General features: G+C 61.9%; 2 protein-coding genes. One reads left to right on the forward strand and one right to left on the reverse strand.

The annotated features are described in order from the left end of the window. A partial coding sequence (locus tag BN1186_RS00090) for an AAA family ATPase (RefSeq protein WP_040281354.1) occupies positions 1-1355 on the forward strand: 1355 nt, incomplete at its 5' end. A 299-nt stretch (positions 1356-1654) separates the two neighbouring features. Here BN1186_RS00090 and BN1186_RS15655 read toward each other — a convergent pair. After that, positions 1655-1912, reverse strand: a 258-nt coding sequence (locus BN1186_RS15655) for a hypothetical protein (RefSeq protein WP_218975365.1), incomplete at its 5' end; no start/stop codon positions are given.

The following is a 1912-nucleotide window of genomic DNA, read 5'->3' on the forward strand; positions in this document are numbered from 1 at the left end:
CGATGGCTGACCGCTACATCCAGGACCGGTTCCTGCCGGACAAGGCCATCGACCTGATCGACGAGGCGGGCGCCCGCCTGCGCATCCAGCGCATGACGGCCCCGCCGGATCTGCGGGAGTTCGACGAGAAGATCGCGGCGAACAAGATGGAGAAGGACGCCGCCATCGACGCGCAGGACTTCGAGAAGGCGGCCAGCCTCCGCGACGAGGAGCAGAAGCTCCGTGCGCAGCGCGCCGAGAAGGAGGAGGCCTGGAAGCAGGGCGACTCGGACATCCCTGCCGTCGTCGGCGAGGAGGAGATCGCGGTCGTGCTGTCCGGCTCCACCGGCATCCCGGTGTTCAAGCTGACAGAGGAGGAGTCGCAGCGACTGCTCCGCATGGAAGACGAGGTGGGCAAGCGCATCATCGGCCAGACCGATGCGGTGCGCGCCCTGTCGCGCTCCATCCGCCGCACCCGTGCCGGCCTGAAGGACCCGAAGCGACCCAGCGGCTCGTTCATCTTCGCCGGTCCCTCCGGCGTCGGTAAGACCGAACTGACCAAGGCGCTGACCGAGTTCCTGTTCGGCGACGAGGATGCGCTCATCACGCTCGACATGTCGGAGTACTCCGAGAAGCACACCGCATCGCGGATGTTCGGCTCGCCCCCCGGCTACGTCGGCTACGAAGAGGGCGGCCAGCTCACCGAGAAGGTGCGCCGCAAGCCGTTCTCCGTGGTGCTGTTCGACGAGATCGAGAAGGCCCACCCGGACATCTTCAACTCGTTGCTGCAGATCCTCGACGAGGGCCGCCTGACTGACGCCCAGGGACGCGTCGTCGACTTCAAGAACACGGTGATCGTGATGACGACGAACCTCGGTTCGCGGGACATCTCGAAGTCCGTGAACCTGGGCTTTTCCCGCGCGGGTGACACCGAGTCGAGCTACGAGAAGATGAAGGCGAAGGTCTCGGAGGAGCTCAAGCAGCACTTCCGCCCGGAGTTCCTCAACCGCGTCGACGAGATCGTGGTGTTCCACCAGCTCACGCAGGCCGATATCGAGCGGATCGTGGACCTGATGGTCGCCCAGATCGAGGGCAGGCTGCAGGACAAGGACATGGGCATCGAGCTCACGCCTGCGGCCAAGACGCTCATCGCCAAGCGCGGCTTCGATCCGGTACTCGGGGCACGTCCGCTGCGTCGCGCCCTGCAGCGTGACATCGAGGACATCCTGGCCGAGAAGATCCTGTTCGGGGACCTGTCCGCCGGCCAGATCGTCCAGGTCGACGTCGCGGAGGAGGGTGAGGAGTTGCCCTTCAAGTTCACCGGCGTCGCCAAGGCCGACGTGGCTGAGCTCGAGGCTGCTGACACCACCGACTAGCGCTCTCCCGTGCGAGGAGACCCCCAGGCCCGCGGCCTGGGGGTCTCCTCGCATGTAGGGGGCCCCTGAAGCCGCGATGAGACCCCGATTTGCAATCCCCGGAGGACATGGGTAATGTTCTCCGAGTCGTCAAGCGACAAAACACAACTCAACAAGCTAGTCGAAACGGGCCGATTTGACGGGCCGAGACGAAGCAAGTAAAGTTGTCCGAGTTGCCCCAAACGGAAACAGCAGGCCTGGTGCCTGGGTGGAAGTGCGGGTCGCACCCGAAACTTGAGAACTCAACAGCGTGCTTTAAGTCAATGCCAATTTTTGATGCACTGTGCAGGGCTGCCTTTGTGGTGGTTTTGTATTTTGTGTTGTCCCGTCATCCAGCTTTTGTTGGGTGTTGGGTTTCTTTGAGTATTAATATTGATTATGTAAGTCCAGTTTTTGGATTTTTGTGTCAGTGTTGAACTTGGTTGATGGTTTTCGGATCCTGCTTTGGTGGGGTTTGTGCCGATATTTTTCAACGGAGAGTTTGATCCTGGCTCAGGACGAACGCTGGCGGCGTGCTT

The organism is Tessaracoccus massiliensis (genome assembly GCF_000826065.2).
GTDB lineage: Bacteria > Actinomycetota > Actinomycetes > Propionibacteriales > Propionibacteriaceae > Arachnia > Arachnia massiliensis_A.